At 45.5% G+C, this 24,370-nt stretch carries 20 protein-coding genes; 10 read left to right on the top strand and 10 right to left on the bottom strand.

Annotated features, from left to right (window positions below; all coding sequences use genetic code 11):
* Positions 1-47 precede the first annotated feature (47 nt).
* Both HF322_RS04645 and HF322_RS04640 read right to left on the bottom strand, forming a co-directional pair.
* The gene (locus HF322_RS04645) at positions 48-1,373 is read right to left on the bottom strand and encodes a homoserine dehydrogenase (protein WP_169392229.1); all 1,326 of its coding nucleotides are present in this window, start codon (positions 1,371-1,373) and stop codon (positions 48-50) included.
* A gap of 194 nt (positions 1,374-1,567) precedes the next feature.
* Positions 1,568-2,341: a DsbC family protein gene (locus HF322_RS04640; protein ID WP_375138527.1), complete on the bottom strand. Its 774-nt coding sequence runs from the start codon at positions 2,339-2,341 to the stop codon at positions 1,568-1,570.
* A gap of 472 nt (positions 2,342-2,813) precedes the next feature.
* Between HF322_RS04640 and HF322_RS04635 the strand changes: the two genes are divergently transcribed.
* Positions 2,814-3,728 carry a DUF808 domain-containing protein gene (locus HF322_RS04635; protein ID WP_169392228.1) on the top strand — a complete coding sequence of 305 codons (915 nt, stop codon included), beginning with the start codon at positions 2,814-2,816 and terminating at the stop codon, positions 3,726-3,728.
* Between the two features lie 104 nt (positions 3,729-3,832).
* Here HF322_RS04635 and HF322_RS04630 read toward each other — a convergent pair whose 3' ends face one another.
* Complete coding sequence (locus HF322_RS04630) at positions 3,833-7,549, bottom strand: Rne/Rng family ribonuclease (protein ID WP_169392227.1); 3,717 nt, start codon at positions 7,547-7,549, stop codon at positions 3,833-3,835.
* Positions 7,550-8,326: 777 nt separating this feature from the next.
* On the opposite strand from HF322_RS04630, the gene HF322_RS04625 reads away from it, so the two are divergent.
* On the top strand, positions 8,327-9,355 hold the full coding sequence (locus tag HF322_RS04625) for an RluA family pseudouridine synthase (protein WP_169392226.1): 1,029 nt from the start codon (positions 8,327-8,329) through the stop codon (positions 9,353-9,355).
* Between the two features lie 38 nt (positions 9,356-9,393).
* Positions 9,394-10,056 carry an HAD family hydrolase gene (locus HF322_RS04620; protein ID WP_169392225.1) on the top strand — a complete coding sequence of 221 codons (663 nt, stop codon included), beginning with the start codon at positions 9,394-9,396 and terminating at the stop codon, positions 10,054-10,056.
* A 24-nt stretch (positions 10,057-10,080) separates the two neighbouring features.
* Here the strand turns inward: HF322_RS04620 and yihA are convergent, their stop codons facing one another.
* Complete coding sequence (gene yihA / locus HF322_RS04615) at positions 10,081-10,806, bottom strand: ribosome biogenesis GTP-binding protein YihA/YsxC (RefSeq protein WP_169392224.1); 726 nt, start codon at positions 10,804-10,806, stop codon at positions 10,081-10,083.
* Between the two features lie 339 nt (positions 10,807-11,145).
* Between yihA and HF322_RS04610 the strand changes: the two genes are divergently transcribed.
* The 4 genes from HF322_RS04610 to HF322_RS04595 all read left to right on the top strand — a co-directional run bounded on the left by HF322_RS04610 (position 11,146) and on the right by HF322_RS04595 (position 14,174).
* A complete protein-coding gene (locus tag HF322_RS04610; RefSeq protein ID WP_375138523.1) occupies positions 11,146-11,484 on the top strand; it encodes a c-type cytochrome in 339 nt (112 codons plus the stop codon).
* A gap of 444 nt (positions 11,485-11,928) precedes the next feature.
* Complete coding sequence (locus tag HF322_RS04605; protein ID WP_169392223.1) at positions 11,929-12,597, top strand: cytochrome c; 669 nt, start codon at positions 11,929-11,931, stop codon at positions 12,595-12,597.
* 111 nt (positions 12,598-12,708) lie between these two features.
* Positions 12,709-13,851: a hypothetical protein gene (locus tag HF322_RS04600; protein ID WP_169392222.1), complete on the top strand. Its 1,143-nt coding sequence runs from the start codon at positions 12,709-12,711 to the stop codon at positions 13,849-13,851.
* The gene (locus HF322_RS04595) at positions 13,839-14,174 is read left to right on the top strand and encodes an RnfH family protein (RefSeq protein WP_219848169.1); all 336 of its coding nucleotides are present in this window, start codon (positions 13,839-13,841) and stop codon (positions 14,172-14,174) included. Before HF322_RS04600 ends, HF322_RS04595 begins: the two co-directional genes overlap by 13 nt.
* 22 nt (positions 14,175-14,196) lie before the next feature.
* Here HF322_RS04595 and HF322_RS04590 read toward each other — a convergent pair whose 3' ends face one another.
* The gene (locus HF322_RS04590; RefSeq protein WP_169392221.1) at positions 14,197-14,607 is read right to left on the bottom strand and encodes an outer membrane protein assembly factor BamE; all 411 of its coding nucleotides are present in this window, start codon (positions 14,605-14,607) and stop codon (positions 14,197-14,199) included.
* A 203-nt stretch (positions 14,608-14,810) separates the two neighbouring features.
* Between HF322_RS04590 and fur the strand changes: the two genes are divergently transcribed.
* Complete coding sequence (gene fur / locus HF322_RS04585; protein WP_169392220.1) at positions 14,811-15,245, top strand: ferric iron uptake transcriptional regulator; 435 nt, start codon at positions 14,811-14,813, stop codon at positions 15,243-15,245.
* A 127-nt stretch (positions 15,246-15,372) separates the two neighbouring features.
* Here the strand turns inward: fur and HF322_RS04580 are convergent, their stop codons facing one another.
* The 3 genes from HF322_RS04580 to HF322_RS04570 all read right to left on the bottom strand — a co-directional run bounded on the left by HF322_RS04580 (position 15,373) and on the right by HF322_RS04570 (position 18,472).
* A complete protein-coding gene (locus HF322_RS04580; protein WP_169392219.1) occupies positions 15,373-16,167 on the bottom strand; it encodes a sulfite exporter TauE/SafE family protein in 795 nt (264 codons plus the stop codon).
* Positions 16,168-16,230: 63 nt separating this feature from the next.
* Positions 16,231-17,352: a PilT/PilU family type 4a pilus ATPase gene (locus HF322_RS04575; RefSeq protein ID WP_169392218.1), complete on the bottom strand. Its 1,122-nt coding sequence runs from the start codon at positions 17,350-17,352 to the stop codon at positions 16,231-16,233.
* 82 nt (positions 17,353-17,434) lie between these two features.
* Complete coding sequence (locus tag HF322_RS04570; protein ID WP_169392308.1) at positions 17,435-18,472, bottom strand: type IV pilus twitching motility protein PilT; 1,038 nt, start codon at positions 18,470-18,472, stop codon at positions 17,435-17,437.
* A 236-nt stretch (positions 18,473-18,708) separates the two neighbouring features.
* On the opposite strand from HF322_RS04570, the gene HF322_RS04565 reads away from it, so the two are divergent.
* Positions 18,709-19,446 carry a YggS family pyridoxal phosphate-dependent enzyme gene (locus HF322_RS04565; protein ID WP_169392217.1) on the top strand — a complete coding sequence of 246 codons (738 nt, stop codon included), beginning with the start codon at positions 18,709-18,711 and terminating at the stop codon, positions 19,444-19,446.
* A gap of 25 nt (positions 19,447-19,471) precedes the next feature.
* Here HF322_RS04565 and HF322_RS04560 read toward each other — a convergent pair whose 3' ends face one another.
* Positions 19,472-20,746, bottom strand: coding sequence for a hemolysin family protein (locus HF322_RS04560; RefSeq protein WP_169392216.1), 1,275 nt, complete (start codon positions 20,744-20,746; stop codon positions 19,472-19,474).
* Between the two features lie 122 nt (positions 20,747-20,868).
* Entirely contained in the window at positions 20,869-22,536 is a 1,668-nt protein-coding gene (locus HF322_RS04555) for an NAD+ synthase (RefSeq protein WP_169392215.1), read from the bottom strand.
* Positions 22,537-23,159: 623 nt separating this feature from the next.
* Between HF322_RS04555 and HF322_RS04550 the strand changes: the two genes are divergently transcribed.
* The gene (locus HF322_RS04550) at positions 23,160-24,338 is read left to right on the top strand and encodes an AI-2E family transporter (RefSeq protein WP_169392214.1); all 1,179 of its coding nucleotides are present in this window, start codon (positions 23,160-23,162) and stop codon (positions 24,336-24,338) included.
* Positions 24,339-24,370 lie beyond the last annotated feature (32 nt).

Here is a 24,370-nt window from a genome sequence, read left to right as displayed (position 1 = left end):
GTCAAGCAAAGTAAAATCACTTATTTTTATTTAAAAATACGCGCTTATTATGAGGACAACTCATCCAATCGGATGCGAACCACGCTGTCAGTAACGGCGTCAAGGTTTTCAATTTTTGCAATGGCTTGGTTCATTTGAGCTTCAACCACAGGCAAGGTCAAAATAATAATGGGAACTTGACCGACTTTATGGGCAGGTTTTTGCAAAATAGCGTCAATGTTAATCCCAAAATCACTTAAAATTCGGGTGATGTCGGCAAGAACGCCTGGGTTGTCATAAGCATGAACGCGAAGGTAATAGCCGGTGGTCATTTGCTCCGCCGGTAAAATGGTCAGATCGTTTAGCTGCTCAGGGATAAATGCCAAATGCGGCACGTGATGACCGTGATTGTCCGCACCAAGAACGCGAACCAAATCCATCACATCTGCCATCACTGCCGATGCGGTAGCGCCTGCGCCTGCGCCATCCCCATAATAAAGCGTTTGCCCGAGCGGATGGGCGTTGACCAAAACGGCGTTTTTCACGCCATTGACATTGGCAAGTAAGGTATCTTTTGGAATCAAAGTCGGGTGAACGCGAAGCTCAATGCCTGCTGGTCGATCATCAATTGCCGCTCGGCGAACCGCAAAGCCCAAATGCTTGATTCGGTAACCAAGCTCTTCGGCGTACTCAACATCTTGCAGGGTGATTTTGGTGATACCTTCACAATAAACTTTATCAAATTGCAGCGGCATGCCAAAGGCAATCGAGGCAAGTAGCGCAAGTTTGTGCGCCGCATCAATCCCTTCCACATCAAAGGTCGGATCAGCTTCTGCGTAGCCAAGCGCTTGAGCCTCTTTGAGCACCTCAGCAAATGGGCGACCAGTTTTGCGCATCTCACTCATGATAAAGTTGCCCGTACCATTGATAATGCCGGCAAGCCAATCGACTTTATTGGCGGCCAACGCCTCACGCATCACTTTGATAATCGGAATACCGCCTGCCACCGCCGCTTCATAAGCCACGTGGACATGATGAGCTTCAGCTAATGCAAAAATCTCATTGCCATGCTCAGCAAGCAGCGCTTTGTTTGCTGTGACCACATGTTTACCATGTTTAATGGCTTCGATAATCAACGCTTTGGCAAGGGTTGTGCCGCCAATCACTTCGATGACGATATCGACATCATCACTGGCAGCAATTGCCATCAAGTCGCGGCTTTGGTGAATGCTTGGGTCAATGTCATCGCGGTCGCGGCGAACGCCAACCGTGGTAATCTTAATATCGCGACCGCTTCGGCGCTTAAGTTCCTCTAAATTGTCATGGATCAAATTGACCACGCCTGTTCCGACCGTTCCTAGGCCAAGTATCGCAAGATTGATGGAATGACTCACAGTATCCTCAGAAAAAAAGTGAAAAGAAAAATAAAGTTATAAAATAAAGCTATAAAGTTAAGAAACTAACAAAAAGCAGTCCTTTTCGTTATCATACGTTGAAGCAGCGCTATCGTCTATAGTGAAAATTAGGACTTGCTTGATTGAGCGCTTAAAATAAAAAAACGAGCCAAATTTAAGCTCGTTTTTTAACCTTAATTGTTGATTGCCGCTTCTGCCAACTGCGCCGCAGGAAGGTAACCGCCGATTTGCTGACCCGATTCTGTAAAAATCGCGGGCGTCCCACGAACGCCTAAGCGCATCCCAAGCGCCATTTGCTCGCCTACAGGGTTATCGCAAGCTTTTGCGCTAACATCCTCGCCAATTTTGGCACCATTCATGGCTTTTTGACGGTCCGAGCTGCACCAAATCGCCTCCATTTTTGGAATGGATTGCTCACTTCGCGGCCACGCCAAATAGCGAACTTCAATGCCGCGAGCATTGATATCGCTGATTTCTTCGTGAAGCTTTCGGCAATAGCCGCAATCAGCATCGGTAAAGGCGTAAACCACGGCTTTGGTTGTGCCTTTTGCAGGATAAATAATCATATCTTTTTTGGCGACGTTTTTAAGTTCGCTTTGCGCCGTTTTGGCAATTAAGCTGCTACTGATATCAACCGGCTCGCCATTTCCGACCGAGATGATCTGACCTTGGATGATGTGCTTTCCAGACTTGTCCGTAAAAAAAGGTGGTAAGCCCTCAGCCGTCACCCAATAAACGCCGCTCATATCCGTTGGCACCGCAGAAATAATTTTTTCTTCAATTCCTGAAGCTTTTAAATTTTCTTGCAGCGCGCTAACCACACCTTTATCGCTATCACTGGCAACGACTGTTGTTTTTGCTTGCGCGCTGTTGACGATTTTGCTGCCGCCGGCGTCGGCTGCATTGTTTGAGCAGCCAGAAGCAATAATAACGACCATCGCCGTCATCAGCGCTGATGTGAGCTTATTTTTGGTAAAACAAGGAAGCAGGTTTATTTTTTCAGCAAACATTGAGGGTCGAAACATATCGCAAGTCCTAGGGCAACGCCTGATTGAGGAGGGAGGCAAAAAGCGCAATCATCGCTTTTTAACAGCAACGCCACTTATAGCGTTTAAGAAGTTGAAAATCATGAGAGAAATAACTCTCAAAGCAAAACCAATACTAACATAATTTCAAAATTAAGCGCTAATTTTGATCAAGAATAATATCAATTTTTTAGTAATTAGTGTTCATTATGAATGGCTTAGCTTGGTTTTATTCACGATCTTTTTATGCTACCAAACTCCTGTCAAAGATACATTTATTGTCTGTAATGTTAAAAATGAAGTCAGTAAGCTTAAGCCATAATAAGATAGATCATGACGCCTTAGATCATGACGATGTTGAGTCAATTTTGGGTTAAATTTAAAAGGAGCATTTATGGCAGGGGCAAGCTTACTCGCCTTGTTAGATGATATTAGTGTCATTTTGGACGATGTGTCCTTGATGACTAAGGTTGCCGCTAAAAAAACGGCGGGCGTTTTGGGCGATGATTTGGCGCTGAACGCCGAGCAGGTCACTGGCGTCAAAGCCGATCGCGAGCTTCCTGTGGTTTGGGCAGTGGCAAAAGGCTCTTTGGTCAACAAAGTTATTTTGGTGCCAGCCGCGCTCCTTATTAGCGCCATTTACCCGCCGCTTGTGACCTTTTTATTAATGTGCGGCGGCTTATATTTGTCTTATGAGGGCGCCGAAAAAGTCATTCATAAATTTTGGCCGCATTTGCTGCCTCATGACGAGGAGCAGTCGGCAAGATTGCAAGCCAATGCCGATGAAAACATTGATTTAGTGGCGTTTGAGAAGCAAAAAATCAAAGGCGCGGTGCGAACCGATTTTATTTTATCCGCAGAAATTATCGTCATTGCACTTGGCTCAGCTGTTGGAGCAACCTTACTTGAAAAAAGCTTGGTGCTTGCCATTATTGCCGTTACCTTGACCGTAGGCGTTTATGGCTTGGTTGCCGGAATTGTTAAAATGGATGATTTAGGACTGTACTTACTTAAAAAGCCGGGCAATGCGGCACAAGCGATTGGTCAATTTTTACTATCTGCCGCGCCAAAGCTAATGAAGTTTTTATCGATCGCCGGAACGATTGCGATGTTTTTGGTGGGCGGTGGTATTTTGGTTCATGGGATCAATTTTTTGCATCATGAAGTGGAAGATTTGGCGCATTTAACCGGCGTTTTTGAAAGTGTAACGACAATGCTGCTGAACTCAGGTGTCGGACTGATTGCGGGCGTGTTGGTGGTGGTCATCGTTACTTTGATTGGCAAACTTCGCCATAAAGCGGCGCATTAATCGCCAAGTTTTTTAAAGTTAATAAACTTTGAAATAAAAAATTTAAAGAAAAACCCCAAACACTAAGTTTGGGGTTTTTTGATATTAACCAAGCATTTTAAGGCTTATGATGAGGGTTGGTCATCGTCGCTGCGATCATCCTGAGCAGCTTCTGCTTTTTCTGCTTGCGTGGGCTTTTTATGCTCGGTTTTTGGCTTTCGGGTTCGCGCTTTGGGCACTTTTGGCGTGGTCAAATTAAACATTCCCGTTTGCGGCAAGAGCTGCTCAGCAACATTTTCAATCATGTTTTTATAGCTGGCAATGGTGGTTTTTGATTTTGCCGATTGCAAATCGTCTTTGCTTTCAGCGTCAGTTGCTGATGGCTCAGATTGTAGTAGCTCTTGATGCGGCACATCCGCTTGGAGTAAGTTTTCGCTCTCTATGCTGATTTCATCGGCTTTTGATTCCGAACTTAACGCTTTGGCATCAACGTCATGAGCCTCAATGTCATGAGCATCAATGTCAGTTTCCGCGCTATTTTCTGAGCGGTGTTCGACCTTATCAGCAGCATTTAGCTCAGCAGTTGATTGAGTTTCTGTGGTCTCAACGCCTACTGGCTCATGGCTATCGTGGCTTTGGCTGGTTTCGGTCGCCATCTGATTTTGAAAATCAGGATGTTGACCGCGCGGGTCGTTGCTAGCGCGTTTGCCAATAGCTCGCGGGGGAACCGCCGTTTTGCCTTGGCTCATTCCAAACTGGCTAACAGGCGTAATCATAGCGTCAAACTGCGCCAAGTACTCACTTGCCAATGGCGCATAGCCGTAGTTGACAAAGCTAAAGCTGTCTAGGCTTAGCGTTTGGCTTTGGCGATTAAGCTGCGATACCGCCTCAATAAAGCTGCGGATGATGCCCTGCTGGCTGAGCTTGTCAGCTGCATCAGGGAGCGTAGCATGAATAAACTCGCCAACGCTTCCGGACAGCTCAGGTCGAGCCGTTACTGGACTTGGCGCTGATGCCTTTTGCTGCTCACGCACAACGCGTGGGTCGTTGCTGGCTTGCCCAAATTTTTGCGCGGTCACGTAGCGCTTGGCAAACAACCCTGAATAATCTGCTAGGCTGGCATCTTGATCAGCACTTTTAGTCGCTTGCTCTTGCGGCGCCGTTTCAGCGTTTTCCAAATGGCGCTTACTTGGAGCAGCGTGGTCAGTTACGGGGCGATCACTGAGCTTTTCTACAGCTTTAGTTTCCCCTTCGCCACTTTCATCAGCCGTATTCTTCGTGAGCGCTTTTTTACGGTCGCTTGGTTTTTCTGCTTGCGATGTTTCTACGCTTGGCTTGCTGCTTGATTTTTGGCTGACTTCCTTTTGATTGGACTTAGCCGCTTTGGCAGCAGGTTTTTGCTCATCTAAGGAGAGATGAACAACTTCTTGCGCTTTTAGCTTTGGCGGCGCTTCGTTGATTTGTAGCACCACTTCATCGGGATTAGGCGCTTTTACTGCTTTTGTTGGCGCTTTTTCCTGAGTTTTATCAGCCGATTGCTCTTGAGCTGCGGTTAACGGCTCGCCGCGATCAAGCTTGCCGCGAGAGCTGCGCTGAGAGTGCGGTTTGCGCTTGGCAAGGTTGTCCTCGCTTGGCTTTTGCGTATCTTCATTGCTTGCTGATTTTTTATGATCGCTATTGTCGCTGGTTTCTTGATCATCACGGTCGCGGCGCGCTCGTGGTTTGCTGGCGCGCGGTTTACGCGGTTTGCGCTTTCGGCGATCTTCATTATTGTCGTCATCACTGCTTTGATCCGCGCTTACGGCTGGTTTTTCGCGCGTTGGTTCCGCTGAGGGCTGCGCAGGTGTTGGCTGACTTTGAGCAGTCACAAGGGCTTGTGAGTCCACTTGACCAAACGCGCCTAAGCTTTGAGCTCCTGAGTTAACCAACGTTTCAATGGCAGAGGCAGCATCATTACTGCTAACGCTAGCTTGCAAAGTTGCTTGCGGCGCTTGCGCAAAAAGGTTAGATAACCAAGCAACCGCAGGAGTTGCAGGCTTTTGGGCAACAGGCTTTTGGGCAACAGGTTTTTGCGCCGCGCTAGCCGCAGTTACGTGTTGGGCTTGGTTTACCGTGCCACTTTGCGCGGTTACGGGAGCTTGACGTGGCTCTTTTTGTGGCGTTTGATGTGGTGCATTTTGCTGGTTTTGCGCCAAAGCTTGGCTTTGACCATTTTGCCCTGATGGGCTACTTGACGGCTGATTTGACGCGCTTCGTGGTTTTCGCGTTGGCTGCTGCTCAGGGCGAACAGAATCGGCAGTTTGCCAATCGACATCGTAGCCTAAATCACTAAATTCTTGCTGCTGAGTGTCGGTGATACGCTCGTAGCTTGAGGGCGCAAAGCCATCGCGGTTAAAGTGCAGCTTAAAGTTGGGCGATTCTAAATGCGCGTGCGGCAAAATGGTGATTCTCGTGCCGCTATCTTGTTCAAGATAAACGAGGCTATCGCGCTTTTCATTCAATAAAAACGCCGCGATGTCGGTGGGAACTTCCGCTTGAACTTCGCCTTGACGCTCTTTAAGGGCAATTTGCTCGATTTGGCGCATGATCGACAGCGATAGTGATCGCAAATCGCGAATCATGCCGTTGCCGTGACAGCGCGGGCAGATGTAACCGGTGGATTCCTCAAGTGATGGTCGCAGGCGTTGACGGCTCATTTCCATCAAGCCGAATTTGGAAATCTCGCCAAACTGAACGCGGGCACGGTCGTATTTGGTCGCCTCAACCAAGCGCTTTTCGACCTCTTTTTGATGGCGGCTGTCACTCATGTCAATAAAATCAATGACAATCAAGCCGCCCATATCACGAAGGCGCAATTGACGAGCGATCTCATCCGCCGCTTCAAGGTTGGTATGATAAGCGGTCTCGGCAACGTCCGAGCCTTTGGTCGATTTGGCGGAGTTAATATCAATCGACACCAAAGCTTCCGTTTGGTCGATGACAATTGAGCCGCCAGAAGGCAAGCGAACTTCACGTTGATACGCCGTTTCAATTTGCTTTTCGATATTAAAGCGCGCGAACATCGGCTCATAGTCGGTATATTTACGCAGTTTGTCTGCCTGTTTTGGCATCACCGCATCAATAAAGTTTGCCGCTTCAATAAACGCGTTTTCGTTATCAATCCAAATTTCACTAATGTCGTCACGAAGATAATCGCGAACCGCTCTCGTGACCACGCCAGCTTCTTGATGAACAAGGCGCGGTGAGGGAAACTTTTTATTTTGCTCTAAAATGGCTTGCCAAATGTTTAATAGATGGTTTAAATCGTGCTGCAAATCTTCTTGGGTTTTACCAATGCCAGCGGTTCGGATAATCACGCTCATGCCTTTTGGCAAGTCCAAATTGGCAAGCATTCGCTTCATATCTTCGCGAAGCTTTCCTGAGATTTGTCGTGAAATGCCGCCGCCGCGAGGGTTGTTAGGCATCAGTACCAAATAGCGCCCAGCAAGGGACACATAAGTGGACAGCGCCGCGCCTTTGTTGCCGCGCTCTTCTTTTTCAACTTGAACGATCAGCTCATCGCCTTCTTTGATGAGCTTTTTGATATTTTCATCGCGAGGGTTGCCGCTTAAATACTCGTTAGAAATTTCACGAATGGGCAAAAAGCCTTGACGCTGCGAGCCGTATTCGACAAAAACGGCTTCTAACGACGGCTCAACTCGGGTGACATGGGCTTTATAAATATTAGATTTTTTTTGCTCGCGGGTGCGGTTTTCTAAGTCAAAATCATAAAGGTGGTTGCCTTTACAAAGCGCCACGCGAATTTCTTCGTTTTGGGTCGCGTTAATTAAAATGCGTTTCATATCAATGTCCTAGGATAAGGCGCACTGATGGGGTTTAAACGACATTGGCAAATTTAAGTCAATTCTCGATAATCAGGAAAAAAGATTGGGTAATGCTGGTTAATCTTTAAACCTTGGGCAAATAAAAGATGGCTTTATTAAAGTTATAATTTACTTGTGACAGTCACAGCTATAACTTTTGCTCATCTTAATATATCAATGTCAATAGTGTAAATTGTCGCGGATATTGAGGTTAACGCCATGAATGCGTCATAATGATGCTCAAAGCCGCGATCGGCTTATTATTGTCATGCCTAAATGCAAAAAAGTGAGCCGCTCGTCTCAGCGGGGCGTACGTGGCAAACAGAAAAAACATACCATCTTAAAATTCAAGCTTCAAATCCCAACTGTTTGACCGCAAGGCAAGCGCTCACCGCAATTATTATCCTAAAATATTTCATGACTTTATTTTAACCCATCACCAAAAACAGTTACGGTGATGGTTTGCCAAGGTCTTTATGGTTGACCTCATCTTTGCGCAAAATAAAATAAAAACTTTAAAAGTAAAAGGTTGGCTTTCAACGCTTACTGGTAAATATAATCTAAACTTAATTCAGCAAGCGCAAAAAATGTTAGAAGAGCCTGATACCAAACTGGCATCATAAAAGCGCTTTTGATATCGCTCTTCACTCAAAATTATGACATCATAATTGAGGCGAATAACTGATTTCCAAGCCGCTTTTTTAGCGCTCAACATGCTAAACTATAGCAAATCTTTAACTAAATAACTAACGAAAAATGAAAAACGACCGCAATTTACCACAGGTAACCCCTGAGCAAGCCGCCATTTATAACAGCAAGCAAAAACCGCAAAGCGCGGATGATGACATCAGCGATTTTAGCCGCGTCAATTACGTGGAGGTCAGCCGCCATCAGCATGAGCAGCGCTTGGACAATTTTTTATTAAACCGTCTAAAAGGTGTTCCTAAATCGCACATTTACAAAATGATTCGCAGTGATGAAATTCGAGTAAATAATAAACGCTGCAAAGCTTACGACCGCGTTTATCGCGAGGATGTGGTTCGCATTGCGCCCGTGCAAGTTGCCACGCGGGATAAGCCGATTATCAGCAGCGACTTTGCCAATGGTCTGCTATCGCGCGTCGTTTATGAAGATGACGGCTTACTGGTGCTTAACAAACCGGCAGGGATTGCGGTTCATGGCGGCAGCGGTCAAAACTTTGGCGTGATTGAAGCCATGCGTGAGGTCACTGGCAAAAAATATTTGGAATTGGTGCATCGCTTGGATAAAGACACCTCAGGGCTGCTTATGATTGCCAAAAAGCGCTCGGTGCTAAAAACCTTGCAGCAGCATTTGGTCGATAAAACCATTCAAAAGCATTATTTATGTCTCACTCGCGGTCAGCCGGTGCTGGCTCAAAGTAGCATTGACGCACCGCTTTTGCGATTCACCTTAGCCAATGGCGAGCGCCGCGTTCGCGTGGATTATAAAGACGACAACGCCAAGCCAAGCCAAACCGACATTATCATTCATGGTAAGTTTTCACTTAATGACAAACCAGTAAGCCTCATTGAAGCCATGCCGCGAACGGGGCGAACGCACCAAATCCGCGTTCATTTGGCGCATTTGGGTCATCCAATTTTGGGCGATGATAAGTACAATATCAAAGACGATTCAGGCGTGAACCGTCTTTGCCTTCATGCTTGGCAGCTTGAGATTCCGGATTATGAAGTGATGGTGGCGCCAATCCCTGACGATTTGGCAGCGCTCATTCCGGACGATATTTTGCAAAAGCTAAACGGCTAATTATTAATGAAGTTAATGTTTAAACGATAAGAAGAATAATGATGCAACACGCTAATTTAACCGATAAGTCCTTAATTATCTTTGATTGGGACGGCACGCTGATGGATTCCATTGGCTTGATTGTCGAGGCAATGCACCATGCGGCGTCAGGATTTAACCTGACCACTACCGACGCCGCCGTCAAAGACATCATCGGCTTAAGCCTTGAGCGCGGGATTGAGATTTTATTTCCAAATACGAGCGACAGCGACAAGAGCGCCCTGCAGGAGCGCTACAGCGAGTATTATATCGCTCATAGTGACCGAACGCCGTTTTTTGACCCGATTGAGCCGATGCTAAAAGCGTTAAATGACAATGGCAAAACGCTTGCGGTCGCCACCGGCAAAAAGCGCCGAGGTCTTGACCGGATTTTGAGCGCATCCAACAGCACCGATTATTTTGCCATCACCCGCTGCACCGATGAAGCAAAATCTAAACCGCACCCGCAAATGCTTATCGATATCTTAGAATTTACCAACACGCCCATTGAAAATACCGTTTATATCGGTGACAGTATTTTTGATATTCAAATGGCAAATCAGCTTGAGATGACCAGCATTGCGGTCAATTATGGCGCAGCACTTGCGGAACACCTTGCCGCCCAAAACCCAAGCTATCAAGTGGCAACGCCAAGTGAGCTTGCCAAGCTGTTATGTGGTTAACTTAGGCGGTTAATTTATCCCTAATTAGTTGGCTTGCTCATTATTTGGCAGATCAGCATTTGGCAGCTCATTATTAGCTGAGGTGCCATTGAACCAATCTTCACCGTACCAGCGTCCCATGACGCCTGCAAGCTCATCGATACCTTCTTTTTTAAGCGCGGAAAACAGCTGAATTGAGCAGTTAAGCCCAAGCTTTTTGAGCGCTTGGCGAGTTTGCAATAGCGTGTTTTTTGCCGCGCCGTATTTAAGTTTGTCTGCTTTAGTGAGCAGCAAATGCACCGGAAGCTCGCCATCTTTTGCCCAGTGCAGCATTTGCTCATCAAAAAACTTAAGCGGATGGCGAATGTCAGTCAGCAAAACCAGTCCTGCTAAGCTTTCACGCGAGACCAAATATTCTTCTAATTCCACTTGCCACTCTTTTTTCATCTCAAGCGGAACGGCTGCATAACCATAACCAGGCAAATCGACCAATCGCGCTAATGTATCGCCCACGCTAAAAAAGTTAATCATCTGCGTTCGACCCGGTGTTTTTGACGATCGGGCAAGTTGACGCTGGTTGGTGAGCGCGTTAATCGCCGAGGATTTACCGGCGTTTGAGCGTCCTGCAAACGCAACCTCGCGACCGCTGTCGGCAGGACACAATTTAAACGTGGGCGCGGACAGCATAAATTCTGTTTGCTGGATTTTTTGCCGAGCTTTGGCGTTAAACGCGGCGTGCTCCGCTGCCAATTCTTGAAATGGGGTCGTCATCGTTAGTTGCCTTTGATAAATTGCTGTGAATAAATAAGTTAAAGCTGATCTAAACCTTTAAAAGCCAATCAGACTTGTCATGGCGCCATTATAAGAACTTTTGCGCCAATCCCCTAATTTGATCGCCGTTAATTTTTAAATCCAATTCAAGATACAATTACCAAAACCAAACTAAATTTATCTATTACTGATGACATATTTTGTTACAATAATAGTATTCGCTCGAAGAGGAGTTTGGCGCTGATTTTAATCAATATAAAAAATAGTATATTGATATTTAATCATCAAGCGTCATATTGAGCTAAACTTCCATCGCCAAACCGCCAAAGGAGGTATAAGATGCGCTCTATTCTTTTTAACATTAAATCGCCCGTTTCTTGGTTCGCTCAAAGCACTGCTATGATCGTATTGAGCTTACCTTTGATGGTAAACCAAGCGGCCGCGGCTGATATCCCTACTATTTACCAAAACTCTTGCGCCGCTTGTCATGACAGCGGAGCGCTTAATGCGCCAAAAAAAGGTGATAAAGCGCTTTGGCAAAAACTTAAACAACAAAAAGGTATGCCAACGCTGATTAATTCAGTAAAAGGTGGCATGACTCAAATGCCCGCGGGTGGACTTTGTGACAGCTGTAATGATAAAGACTATCAACAATTGATTGAACTGATGAGTAAATAACGAATAATTTAGTAGAGAATTAATTGGAAAATGAACTTAATTTTTTGCCTAATTACTCATTAAAATCAATACTTAGCTTTTTTATTAGCAATATATTTAACTTCTTAAGGTTAAAAATTTTGAAAAAAGTTCAATATTTTCAAAAAACGACTTAGTTTTTCAGATTAGCTTTTGGCAGAAAATTCGGTCAATGTCACGATTAAGTAGGCAAATTGTATAAAGTCTTGCTATAATAATTAAAATTAACCCCTAATGTTAGTAAGTAATTTAAGACGAGCGCTGAACCTCAAGGTTAAGAAAATTTTGAGGCGGGTCGCGGCAGCTTGAATAGTGCGCTATAATACGCTCGTCTGTGATTTGGGTTATGGGTCATTGAAATATCACCGCGATGAGTGTCAATCAATCTTAACCGTGCTTACGCTTAAGTCAGTAGGATCTGTATCAATGAAAAAGTTAATCGCTGCCGCCAGCTTTTGTGTTGCAAGTTTCAGCGTTCAGGCTGCCATCACTGTTCCAAAATATGACGTCAATGCCGGAAAAACGATCGCAGAAACGGTCTGCGCGGCGTGTCATGGGGTTGATGGCGTCAGTATCGTTCCCGCTCAGCCAAACCTTGGCGGTCAAAACGTCAAATATTTGTATAAGCAGTTGGTCAACTTTAAAGCCGGTCACCGCAAAAATGGCATCATGCAGTCGCAAGTTGCCAATTTATCGCAGCAAGATTTGGCAAACGTTGCCGGATATTATGCCTCACAAGCGCCTTGGGGCGTCGGTTACGGTAACCCTGCAACCACAGCGGCGGCTACTAAGATTTTCTTAGGGGGCGATAAGTCGCGCGGCGTAATCCCTTGTGCCGGTTGTCATGGTCCTGATGCGGCGGGCAATAAATTTGCCGCGTTCCCAAGACTTGGCGGTCAGCATGCTGAATACATCTCAACCCAATTAAAGCTGTTCCGTGCAGCGGGTCGTGACGATGACATTGCAAGCGACGACCAAAAACGCGTGAACGATGCGGAAAAAGAAGGCGATAAGGGCATGATGCAGATCGTTGCCTCAAAATTATCTGACCGCGATATTCGCATTTTGTCAGATTACTTAAGCGCGATTCACTAAGCATTGAGTTGATTAAGATTTTAAAACCCCGCTTTCGGGGTTTTTTTTATAATTGTTGCGCTGTAGTATACTAAAGCCGTCAGGATTAATAAAAACGCTTGGATTAACCTTATGATGATTCGCTATGCCTCTTATTTTATGGCAGCTTTATTACCTTTATTGTTGTTTCGCTGGTTTGCGCCGGCTTCCATCAACGAGATTGATTTTTGGCTGCTTTGGCTGATAGCGATGCTGATCGTGTCTTTGCCGGTGATTTACGCGGAGATTGCGCTGGCGTATCGCAGCTTATCAGCGCCTTTAGCAGGAATGCAAAAGTTGACCCGAGAAGCCGATGCCAGTCCTGTTTGGCGCAGCTTTGGTTGGCTTGCAGCACTAGTTTCTATCATTATTGCCGCGCTGCTTATTTCAGGGGCAAGCTTGGGCGTGATATCAGCGCTTGAGGCAATTCATGTGACGCTTGAGGTACCAAGCTTTGCCATTGCCGCAGGAATGATGGTCATCGCCATTTTATTAAGCGTACTTGGGGCGGCGCCACTACCCATTGGCTTTGGTCTGATGGTGATCAGCTTGGTGCTTGGGCTGATCAATGGCGTAAGCTTGCCCAGTTTTGCGTTGACCAGTATCAGCTTGGTTGAATGGGCGCATGCGGTGGCGCTTGCCTTGGTGAGTGTGGGTGCAGGGACGGGACTGTATTGGTTTGGTCAGCATTTAGCGGATCAGCAAACCATCACGGCGGTCAGCGCGACCAATCAAAATGCCACAGCGGTCAAGCGCTCACAACAAGCCAATGAAATCAGCGCCTCAAAGCTTGTCTTGCCGATTTGGCTATTGCAAGTGGTCGTTGGAATTGTCGCGCTGTTAACCAGTCATTTGCCATTGCCACCGGTGGCTCAGCTGATTTATTGGGTAGGGGTGCTGTTTGTGGTCAGTTATTTGCTGCATTATAGCGCTCAGCAGATCGCGCACCAGTTTGGTTTGTTACTGAGTCTTATCATAACCTTGGTTGTGGGACTGATTTTAGTCATTGCCATTCCAACAAGTTGGCTTTTGGGAATATTAGTCATTATCAGCTTAGTTGCCGTGTTGCTGTTGTCCGTATTTGCAGGCTGGCAGATGAAAATCAGCCATTTGCGAAAAGCGCTTAATTTTAGCAATGAAGGTTTTTATAACCTCTGGCGAGTTGCCATTCGATTGATCGTGCCACTTGCCCTAATTTTAGCCTTGATTGGTTGGGGAATGTCATGGCTGAGCTGATTGCCATTACGCTTGCGTTTGCCGAAACTTGCGAGCGCCAGCATTATGCTCGCTTACAGCTCAATAAAGGCAGTACCATTTTGCAAGCGCTTGAGCAATCCGGCTGGCTAGTTAAGTTTCCTGAGTTAAAGGCTTGGTGCTTTGAGCATTTGGACAAAGCACCAACCCCAAAGCAGTGGCGCGTTGGGGTATTTTCGCAAAAGCAGCCGCTGTCGTACATTTTAGCAGAGCATGACCGGATCGAGATTTACCGAAATTTAACCCTTGATCCGATGGCAAAGCGCAAGCACAAAAGCCAATCGCGCCGTAAGCCCAAGTCTTGAAATGATGACTGCTTTTTAGGCGTTATTTATTAGGGAGCGTTTCGATGCCTTCAATTCGAGTGACCACGCCATTGGCATCAAAATACACTTTTAAATGCTGGCTTGCATTATGAACGTTAGCAATACCTTGGCGGCGACCTTCGGTTCCGGCTTCATAATCGTAAATATAGTCCCAACGGTTTGGTGCCAAGGTGTCCTTAATTGCAGGACTTCCTAAAAGATAAAGCACTTGGTTTTGATTCATGCCGACTTTAAGTTTTTGCGCCTGTGATTGGGTGATGGGCGTGCCTTGCGGCAAATCAATTTTATAAACGCTCAGCGCTGAGCAGCCAGTGATGGCGACCGTTGCCGTAAGGACAGCGCTTAGGGTAAGCGTACGCAGACGCGTTTTTGAACAAAAAAATAACGGCTTGATCATGATAAGATAACTCACAATTGGTGGAAAAATAAGAGAAGTTTGGGCTAAATGATACGTTATTTGCCAAGCGTTGCCTACCATCTGATGGATTATTTCCCAAAGCGTGAGTGATTTGCGGTATGATTTATATTTTTAATTCATAGACTTATCGCAAGACGCGTTTTGCTGATTTATGTTAATCACCGTTTTCACAAAGTTTGATAATACAAGGGAATACTATGTCGTTTACCAATCAGGATTTACGAAAAGCGGGGCTTAAAGTCACCTTGCCGCGGATCAAAATTTTAGAATTGCTTGAGCGCGCAGAACACCACCACATGAGCGCCGAAGAAGTCTACAAAGCGCTGATCGATCAAGGTGAAGATGTCGGTCTTGCAACTGTCTATCGCGTGTTGACTCAGTTTGAGCAAGTGGGCATTGTTCAGCGCCATAATTTTGAAAATAATTTATCCGTGTTTGAAATCAGTACCGATGAGCATCATGACCATTTGGTTTGTGATGTTTGCGGCAAAATTGTAGAATTTCACAATGACATTATTGAAAAAGAGCAAGACAAAGTCGCTCAAGAATATGGCTTTCGCTTATCGGGTCATTCACTCGTGCTTTATGGCATTTGTGACAATCAAGAATGCCGAGAACATTCACGAAACTAAAATTTGTGACAATATAAAAGCAGCAGTCCCATAAAAGCAGCAGTTCTGCTGACTTTATAACTGTTAATAAATTACCCTGATTGCTGATGGATTAATTCCATGGTCAGCAATCGGGATTTTTTATGGGTTAAATAAAATATTGAATCCCTGACCAAGCTACTTTTACCGATAACAGCAATAAAATCAAATAGATTGCGGTTTTAAATTTTTGATTGCTGACTTTGTTTCGCAGCCAAATGCCTACCATTAAAAAAATGATCGAAGCGGTGGAGATCATGACTAAAGTGGTAATGTCCAATCGCCCAAATGCCAAAATTTGCCCTTTTAATAATACCACTTGAACCAGTTTACTTAAAAAATAGCAAATGTTGCTGGCTTTGACGATCTCATGCTTATCGTCTGTTTTGGAAAACAAATACATCATTAAAATGGGCGACATGGCGTTGGTCGCGCCGCCAATGACTCCCGCGGCTAAGCCAAAACCAATCATGCTAAGCGTTGTGGTCGGAATCCGCAGACCTTGAATCATGCCTTTTTGGCTAAGATAACCATTGATCACAAAATAAAGGGTTACTGCTGCCATCAATAAATAAACATAGCCTGCTGGAACGATCAGCAATAACCGAACACCAATTATGCTACCTATCAACGAGGTCAGCGCCAATAAGCCATATTTTTTGGCGTAATAACGCAACTCAAGGCTAAAGCTTTGAGTCGTGTTGGTCATTAATACCATCACATTTAAAATAAGGCTTGGAAAAGCCATCAGGGCAATGGCTTTGGGAAGTGGAAACAGCATTGCCAAAGCAATCGTTCCAATCATAGGAAACCCAAGCCCCGTTAACCCATGAAGCGTGGCGGCAATGGCAAAAACGATCAGCTCAAGTAATAACAATACAGATTCAGGGAGGGCGGTGAGCAATATATTCTCGATAAAGGCTAAGCGGTCATTTGATCCAAAATTTATAGTTTAACGTTGTCAGTATTAATTGATATCAAGCGATAAGCTGTCCGCGCCTTCATCAAGATTTGTTTGGCTGTTTTTACTGCTCAGCTTAATTTTAAGGCGCAAGTCGTTTGGCGAGTCGGCATAAGTGATGGCATCTTTATAAGTGATGTCGCCGTTTTCATAAAGATCAAACAGCGCTTGGTCAAAAGTTTGCATGCCGCTGTTTCGCGATCGGGTCATCACCTCTTTAATTTCATGGATCTCGCCTTTTCGGATATAGTCGCTGATCAGCTGCGAGTTGAGCAAAATTTCAATGGCGGCGCGGCGGCTTTTGCCATCGGGGGTTGGGATAAGCTGCTGAGCAATGATGGCTTGCAAGTTTAAGGACAAATCCATGAATAGCTGATTGTGGCGATCGCTTTCAAAAAAGTGGATGATCCGGTCAATGGCTTGGTTGGCGTTGTTGGCGTGCAAGGTGGCAAACACCAAATGCCCCGTTTCAGCGTATTGAATGGCGTAGCTCATGACCTCGCGGTTTCGAATCTCACCGATCAAAATGACATCGGGCGCTTGGCGCAAGGTGTTTTTAAGCCCCGCCTCAAACGATAAGGTATCAATACCGACCTCGCGCTGGGTGACGATGCAGCCGCGATGTTTATGGACAAATTCGATCGGGTCTTCAATGGTGATGATATGACCGTGGGAGTGCTGATTGCGGTAGCCGACCATGGCAGCAAGCGTGGTTGATTTTCCCGTTCCGGTCGCACCAACGAGCAAAATAATGCCGCGATTTTTCATCGCAAGCTCTTTTAAAGATGGCGGTAAGCGCAGCTCTTCAACGGTTGGGATTTTATTTTCAATTTTCCGTAAGATCATCCCTGCCATATCGCGCTGCATAAACGCGCTGACCCGAAATCGCGCTTGCTGAGCGTTGTCGGTGATGGCAAATTGGCACTCGTTGGTGTCTTCAAACTCTTTGATTTGGGCTTTGGTCATGACCCCTTTTACCAAGCTCATGGTTTGATCGGCAGTGAGCGGCGTTTTGCCCACCGGCAAAATCTGACCGTTGACCTTCATTGAGGGGGCAACATCGGCGGTAATAAACAAATCCGAGCCGTTTTTTTTAATCATCAATTGCAGCAGTTTGTCAAAATCCATAGCCATCCTAAGTTAATCGGCACCACAAGTTAAACCGCGTTTAAAACGCTTTGATCAAAATAATATGAGATAAAAAATCAGCTTACATAAACGCTTCTGGCTGCTTGGCAAACGGTCTTGCGACATCTTTACTGATCGTCCCTCGAGCAACGAGGTTTTTGAGGGTTTGATCAAGCGTAATCATGCCCTCGCTTGCGCCCGTTTGGATTGAGGAGTACATTTGCGCGATTTTATTTTCGCGGATGAGGTTGCGAATGGCAGGCGTTCCAAGCATAATTTCATGAGCCGCCACCCTGCCGCCAGTTTGCCTGCGCAGTAGCGTTTGCGAGATGACCGCTTGCAAGGATTCAGACAGCATAGCGCGGATCATGTCTTTTTCTGCGGCTGGAAAGACGTCAATGACGCGGTCAATGGTTTTTGCCGCCGAGCTGGTATGCAGCGTTCCAAACACCAAATGCCCCGTTTCAGCGGCAGTTAATGCCAGACGAATGGTTTCAAGGTCACGAAGCTCACCAACCAAAATAACGTCGGGATCTTCCCGAAGCGCGGAGCGTAGGGCAGGTTCAAACCCCAAAGTGTCGCGGTGGACTTCACGCTGGTTAATGAGGCTTTTTTTGGACTCGTGAACAAATTCGATCGGGTCTTCAATGGTCAAAATGTGCTCTTTTCGCGTCTCGTTGATATAATCAATCATGGCAGCAAGCGTGGTCGATTTGCCAGATCCGGTAGGACCTGTGACCAGCACCACGCCGCGTTTAAAGTCAGAGACGCGCTTGAACACCTCGCCCATTCCCAAATCTTCCATGGTCAAAACTTTGGACGGAATGGTTCGAAATACGCCGCCAGCACCACGGTTTTGGTTGAAGGCGTTGACCCGAAATCGCGCTAAATTTGAGATTTCAAACGAAAAATCGGTTTCAAAAAATTCCTCAAAGTCCGCGCGCTGCTTGTCATTCATGATGTCATAAAGCAGTTGATGGACGGTTTGGTGGCTCATGGCGGGCATATTAATCCGCGTCATCTCACCATCAACACGGATCATCGCGGGCATTCCGGCAGAAATATGCAAATCTGAGGCATTATGTTTGACCGTAAAGCGCAGTAAGTCTTCAATATTAATCGCGTTTTTTTCAGCCATAATTGGCAATCCTTAATAACCTTGGCAATCATGACCAAGCGATGAGATAAAATTTTTTTGTGGTAATAAATCTTTGCTATTTGTTAGCCGCTCTTTATTCAGCTTAACAAATTATGTAACAATATCATAACAATACTTCAAAATTTTAACCATCTTCTTAATAAGGAAATGGCAGCTTTTCTTTAAAAATCTCAACGACAATTAGGAAATTATAAATCATGAGCAAAATAATTGACAACAATGACCTTCATAAAGATGACCTTATCGAGCAATGGCAACACGTTCGTCAGCAAATTGCTACCGCTTGTCAAAACGCTAATAAGGGCGGTTGTGATATTGATACAGCAAATATCACCTTGCTTGCCGTATCAAAAACCAAACCTGCTGCTATGATTGCAACTTTGGCAGCGCAAGGTCAGCGCGATTTTGGTGAAAACTATTTGCAAGAAGCCATCGGCAAAATTAACGAATTAAAAGCTCAAGCGGACTGCAATCATATCGTTTGGCATTATATTGGCAGCATTCAGCGCAACAAAACCCGCGACATCGCCGAGCATTTTGATTGGGTACAAACCCTTGAGCGCGATATCATTGCCAAGCGCTTAAACGATCAGCGCCCAGAAAATTTGCCGCCATTAAACGTACTGATCCAAGTCAATATCGACCGTGAGCTGAGCAAATCAGGCTGCAATCCTGATGAGGTCGACGCCCTTGTGGACACCATCAAAGCTTATCCAAAGCTTGCTCTTCGCGGCTTAATGATCATTCCAGATAAGTCAGGAAGTGATGCCTTTGATCGAACTCAGCAGCTATTTAACGAGATCAAAACCAATCATCCGGAGCTTACTCAGTGGGATACGCTGAGCATGGGAATGAGCGGTGATATGGAGGAGGCAATTGCTCACGGCTCAACCATGGTTCGGGTTGGAACGGCGATTTTTGGTACTCGCGGCTAAGTTGAGCGCTTTAGAAAAATTTAACCTAAATCACCTCATCAAGCTTGGTGACCAGCAATTGAATAATTTTTAAATGACTGGTTGCCAAAATCTCAAAGCGGTAGCCGGCGTATTCGATGCTGTCGGTTTTTTTAGGGATTTTTCTGAGCATAAACATCATAAAGCCGCTGATGGTTTCGTAATTTTCGCTGTGCGGCAAGTTGACGATATCAAGGGCACGAATGACGTCTTCAATCGGCGTCATACCATCGATCAGCCACGAGTTTTCAGTGCGCTGAACGATGGGCTGCTCCTCTAATGTCACAAGCTCGCCCATGACGATGCTCATCACATCCTTTAACGTAATCACGCCAACCACGAGCGCGTATTCATTGACAATGACCGCAAAGTCCGCGCCAGTTGATTTAAACGTTTCAAGCACTTCAAAAAGTGATAACGTATCGGGGATAAATAGCGCAGGTTTTAGCAAAGTTTTATCCGTGAGCGTCACTTGTTTTTGTTCCAAAACTGCTGCCAAATAGCTTCGCGACTCGACATAACCGATGATGTGCTCCAAATCATCGTCGTGACAAACCAAAAACTTATGATGCGGCTCTTGAATCATCACGGCAACGATTTCGCTCATTGCCGCTTCACTGTCAAAATAAACGATATTTTCACGCGGATTCATGACCGAAGTCACGGTGCGCTCTTGCATCTCAAAGATATTTTCAATCAAATGGTGCTCTTGCTGCTTTAATACGCCCGCTTCAGCGCCAGCATCCATTACCGCATAAATGTCTTCGGACGTCATGGCATCTTGGCGAACGGTTGAGATGCCAAGCAATTTAAAAATAGCATTTGCCGCGCCATCAAAAACCCAAATGAGCGGCTTTAACATAAAAATCAAAAATATCATCGGTCGCACGACTTTGACGGCGATGGGTTCAGCGTTGGACATTGCCAAGCGCTTGGGCATCAAATCAGCAAACAGCACAAACACACTGGTGACCATCATAAATGACACCACGGAGGCGGCAACTTCATGGTGAAATACCTGCTCAAGATAGGGACTGATGGCGGACTCACCAATTGCACCTGCCAAAATCGCCACAGCGTTGAGCGCCACTTGAACCACCGTAATAAAGCTTCCGGGCTGATCTTGCATATTTAAAACATCAAGGGCGCGAATCTCGCCTTCTTTTGCCATCACTTGCAGTTTAATCTTGCGCGAGGAGGCAAGCGCCAGCTCCGAGCTTGACACAAATGCACTAATCGCAATCAAAATAAAAATAAACACGCCAGCAGCTAGCAAGCTCATAACGGTCTCAATTTAAAAAAGAAAAAGCAGTAAAATAAAAAATGAAATAAAAGTCAGTAAGTTAAAATCAGCAACAAAAAAAGCTGGGATTCCCCAGCTTCTATCATCTCTTGGAAAATCCGTTAGCCTTTAATCGACCATTTGTTGACAAGTGGGTAGCGCCGCTCACGACCAAACGCTTTTTTGGTGATTTTAGTGCCAATGGCAGCTTGTTGGCGTTTAAATTCGCTGTTATCGACCATCTTGATGATTTTTGCGACCAACTCAGCGTCAAACCCTTTTTCAACAATGTCTTGATAGCCCAAATCGTCATCAATATACAGCGCCAAAATCACATCAAGAACGTCATAATCGGGCAGGCTGTCTTGGTCTTCTTGATCGGCGCGAAGCTCAGCCGACGGCGCTCGCGTGATGACGCGCTCAGGGATGACCGGCGTGTCCTCCAAGCGGTTGCGGTAGTTAGCCAAGCGGTAAACTTGCGATTTATAAACGTCTTTTAACACATCAAAGCCGCCCGCCATATCGCCATAAAGGGTCGAGTAACCCACGGCAAGCTCGGACTTGTTGCCCGTAGTGATGACCAGATGCCCAAATTTATTGGACAGCGCCATCAAAATCACCCCGCGAGCGCGAGCTTGGATGTTCTCTTCGGTCGCATCAAGCGGTGATTTGTTAAATAAGGGCGCTAAAGTGTGCCGAATACCTTCAACCGCATCGAAAATCGGGCAAACGGTGTAGGACACATTTAATCTTCGAGCTTGCGCTTGCGCGTCCTCAAGGCTGATTTTTGAGGTATATTCATACGGCATCATCACCGCATAAACCTTGTCCGCGCCCAAGGCATCAACGGCGATACAAAGGCTTAGCGCCGAATCAATGCCGCCGGACAATCCTAAAATCACCCCACCAAAGCCGGAATAATTGACATAATCACGAAGTCCAACAACCAGCGCTTGATACATTTCGGACTCGTGGCTTAAGGTAAGCGGCGCTTTGGTTTGGCTGTCAAAGCGTAAATTTTTGACGTCAAATTTGACAATTCGTAAGCACTCCAAAAACCGTGAGGCTTCGTGAGCCACATCCCCATTTGCCTGAACCGCAAGCGAGCCGCCATCAAAAACCAAGTCATCTTGACCGCCAACAGCATTGATATACAAAATCGGCAAATCATTGTCGGTGCTGCGTTTGGCAAGCATGGCTTTTCTTGACTCTTGCTTATCCATCTCAAATGGTGAAGCATTTAAGCTGACAATCAACTGAGCGCCTTGATCTTTAAGCTCCGAGATCAGATTTTTTTCCCACAAATCTTCGCAAATGAGCAAACCGATGGTCACGCCTTTATAATCAAACAAGACTTGATTGCGACCTTTATCAAAATAGCGGCGCTCATCAAACACGCCGTAGTTGGGCAAATACTGCTTATGATAAAAGCCTTTTTGCTGACCGTTGTGCAAAATCGCCGCTGAGTTAAACGTGCCATGATGGTCAATGTGGGGATAGCCGACGATCATGACGATATCTTCAATATCGCTTAAGCTTGCAAGCGCGCTTTTAATGCGACCTGATAAGCTTGGTCGCAAGAGCAAATCTTGCGGCGGATAGCCGAGCAGCCCAAGCTCCGGAAATACGATCACATCCGCGCCTTTATCGCGAGCCTCAATCGCCAGCGCGCGCATTTTTTTCACGTTATTGCTGATATCGCCCACCAAAAAATGCGACTGCGCCATGGCAAAGGTAATCTCAGGCGGCAATTGCGCCTTAGTGGATGAGGTTTCAGTCTCTTTTGACATTGTTATTGTTCCTATGAATGTGCTAAAAAATTTAAGTTATTATTAATAAATAAACGATGAAGCCAAAATAATGCTTTGCCAATAAAGCAAAACGGGGAATAAAACGCTTGCTTATCAGAATCCTAATCCAAATGTTGGTATTTTTGATATCCGCCCAATCGAGCAGCAAGCTTTCCATCAAAATCGCTGGCAACGTTGGCAACCATTGACCAAATCCGCCGCGTTATCATCAATTAAATCAGTAATAAAGGCTGTTAGTATAGCATTAATTCTGAATTCTAAGAAAAAGGCAACAAGATTTTGGGGTAAATAACAATCGCTAAACCGCGCGGTAATCCTAGGCAATTAAAGGCTGTAATAGGACTGCTTAAAAACGCTTTGGTGATGACTGATCAGTTACTTGTTTGTCAGTTAGAAATAGGCTGATTATTTAAACTTGCAAGGGCTATTTTTATGGTATTCAGCCTTAGTAACATTGTAAGCAAAAATTACATCATGATATTATTCATTATTGGCAAGTTGTTGCATAATGCCAAAATAAAGGCGCGACAAATCGGTCAAAAAACACCAAATAATCAGCTCCCTAATCTTTTCCAACAAATAAAGCAGATGGATGACAAGCGATGATAGAAAATTGGACAAAAGAGTTTATTATTCAGCGCTTGCTTGCCATCACCTTATTGGTGGTGCTGTTTATTTTATGCTTTCAAGTGGTTCAGTTTTTTATTGTTCCTGCCATTTGGGCGGCGATTTTAGCTTATGTGACCTTTCCAATTTATAAATTTTTTCATGAAAAAGTGCGCTTAAGCTCTAATTTTAGCGCTGCCATCATGACCGTTGGCATCACTTTAATGATCGGTGTTCCTTTAGTGATTGGGATATTTATTTTGCAGCAAGAAGCGCTAAGCTTAATTACCAATCTAATTTATCGGGTGAAAGTCGGTTATTTGGACGTTCCTGATGCCATCAAACAGCTTCCGGTCATCGGTCAGCCGATCAAAGACATGCTTTGGCAAATCAATAAAAACCCTGAAGGCGCGCTTGAAGCCGTTCGCGTTTGGGTTCAGTCGCATCTGTACTATGGCAAAGTGGCGCTCGATGTGGTGGCAAGCGGTCTTGCCAAGCTTGGAATGGCATTGATGACGTTGTTTTTTTTCTATCGCGACGGCATCAATTTGATCCGCCAAGTCCGCCAAGCGCTGCGAAACATCATTGGCAATCGCATCGATGGCTATATTGATTCGGTGGGTATGACAACACGGGCAGTCGTTTATGGTATTGGGTTGACCGCACTTGCCCAAGCGTTGCTTGCTGGGATTGGCTATTATTTTGCCGGCGCGCCAAGCCCGATTTTATTTACCATTGTTACCTTTATTGTGGCGCTGATTCCGTTTGGGACGCCGTTTGCTTGGGGCGGAATGTCAATTTGGTTACTCAGCCAAGGTCACAACATTGAGGGCATTGGTCTTGGGCTTTGGGGCATTTTGGTCATCAGTTGGGTGGACAATTTGATTCGCCCGATTGTGATTAGTGGTGCCACCAAAATCCCCTTTATCATTATCTTTATTGGCGTTTTAGGCGGTCTTACGGCATTTGGCTTTGTGGGATTGTTCATAGGTCCTGTGGTATTGGCGATCGGTCTTGCCGTTTGGCGCGAGTGGATTTCGCAGCATAAAAATGAGATATTTTCACCAAAAGAGGTGATGCTTGATGAAACTGCCGATCGCAAAACGGCGCTGCAAGCGGATGCTAACGTGGTGGAAATTACGGATGACACAATCACTAAAACTCATGAAAAATAGCGCGCATTGATTCATGCTACTATAAAAATAAC

This window comes from Psychrobacter sp. MF31 (assembly GCF_012847335.1).
GTDB lineage: Bacteria > Pseudomonadota > Gammaproteobacteria > Pseudomonadales > Moraxellaceae > Psychrobacter.
This window is presented reverse-complemented; position numbering and strand designations above follow the sequence as displayed.

Excerpts from the sequence above, each read along its gene's own strand:
- HF322_RS04640 (WP_375138527.1), bottom strand. The coding sequence starts at position 2,341 with ATGACGGCGATGGTCGTTATTATTGCTTCTGGCTGCTCAAACAATGCA.
- HF322_RS04635 (WP_169392228.1), top strand. The coding sequence starts at position 2,814 with ATGGCAGGGGCAAGCTTACTCGCCTTGTTAGATGATATTAGTGTCATT.
- HF322_RS04630 (WP_169392227.1), bottom strand. The coding sequence starts at position 7,549 with ATGAAACGCATTTTAATTAACGCGACCCAAAACGAAGAAATTCGCGTG.
- HF322_RS04625 (WP_169392226.1), top strand. The coding sequence starts at position 8,327 with ATGAAAAACGACCGCAATTTACCACAGGTAACCCCTGAGCAAGCCGCC.
- HF322_RS04620 (WP_169392225.1), top strand. The coding sequence starts at position 9,394 with ATGATGCAACACGCTAATTTAACCGATAAGTCCTTAATTATCTTTGAT.
- yihA (WP_169392224.1), bottom strand. The coding sequence starts at position 10,806 with ATGACGACCCCATTTCAAGAATTGGCAGCGGAGCACGCCGCGTTTAAC.
- HF322_RS04610 (WP_375138523.1), top strand. The coding sequence starts at position 11,146 with ATGCGCTCTATTCTTTTTAACATTAAATCGCCCGTTTCTTGGTTCGCT.
- HF322_RS04605 (WP_169392223.1), top strand. The coding sequence starts at position 11,929 with ATGAAAAAGTTAATCGCTGCCGCCAGCTTTTGTGTTGCAAGTTTCAGC.
- HF322_RS04600 (WP_169392222.1), top strand. The coding sequence starts at position 12,709 with ATGATGATTCGCTATGCCTCTTATTTTATGGCAGCTTTATTACCTTTA.
- HF322_RS04595 (WP_219848169.1), top strand. The coding sequence starts at position 13,839 with ATGGCTGAGCTGATTGCCATTACGCTTGCGTTTGCCGAAACTTGCGAG.
- fur (WP_169392220.1), top strand. The coding sequence starts at position 14,811 with ATGTCGTTTACCAATCAGGATTTACGAAAAGCGGGGCTTAAAGTCACC.
- HF322_RS04575 (WP_169392218.1), bottom strand. The coding sequence starts at position 17,352 with ATGGATTTTGACAAACTGCTGCAATTGATGATTAAAAAAAACGGCTCG.
- HF322_RS04565 (WP_169392217.1), top strand. The coding sequence starts at position 18,709 with ATGAGCAAAATAATTGACAACAATGACCTTCATAAAGATGACCTTATC.
- HF322_RS04560 (WP_169392216.1), bottom strand. The coding sequence starts at position 20,746 with ATGAGCTTGCTAGCTGCTGGCGTGTTTATTTTTATTTTGATTGCGATT.
- HF322_RS04555 (WP_169392215.1), bottom strand. The coding sequence starts at position 22,536 with ATGTCAAAAGAGACTGAAACCTCATCCACTAAGGCGCAATTGCCGCCT.
- HF322_RS04550 (WP_169392214.1), top strand. The coding sequence starts at position 23,160 with ATGATAGAAAATTGGACAAAAGAGTTTATTATTCAGCGCTTGCTTGCC.